At 36.4% G+C, this 437-nt stretch carries 1 protein-coding gene; it reads right to left on the bottom strand.

The features are described 5' to 3' along the window. A partial coding sequence (locus tag KH400_RS21210) for a HAMP domain-containing protein (protein WP_217228035.1) occupies positions 1 to 437 on the bottom strand: 437 nt, incomplete at both ends.

The following is a 437-nucleotide window of genomic DNA, read 5'->3' as shown; positions in this document are numbered from 1 at the left end:
GCCCTTAATAGACTGAAGTGGTGTTCTTAGATCATGAGAGATTGTTGCGATTAATTCCTTACGATTGTTTTCATAAAGCTGCTGCTTAGCAATCGATAGTTTCAAATGATCTCGCATCGTATTAAAACCTTTAATGAACCTGCCTATCTCATCATTTCTTTTGTAGTGAATCTCATAATTCAGGTTGCCGTCACGCATTTCTTCTGTTGCTGTGTAAATTTCTTTAAGTGGATGTAAAATCGTTTTAGAAATATATAGCGTCCAACCAACCATTAATAGCACAAGAACGATGAGACCACTACTCAGGCTGATGATAATCGAAGTAAGTATCTTTCTATAAGATAGTTCAGAGGATAAGTCCAACGAAGAGGACTTTATTTCAATGTTAAGTATTTCTCCAGTTAACGTTTGAACCTGTGAATGCCTCAGCGTAAACA

The sequence above is a fragment of the Desertibacillus haloalkaliphilus genome (genome assembly GCF_019039105.1).
Taxonomy (GTDB): domain Bacteria; phylum Bacillota; class Bacilli; order Bacillales; family KJ1-10-99; genus Desertibacillus; species Desertibacillus haloalkaliphilus.
Note: the sequence above shows the minus strand (reverse complement) of the source record. Positions and strands in the feature narration are given on the sequence as shown.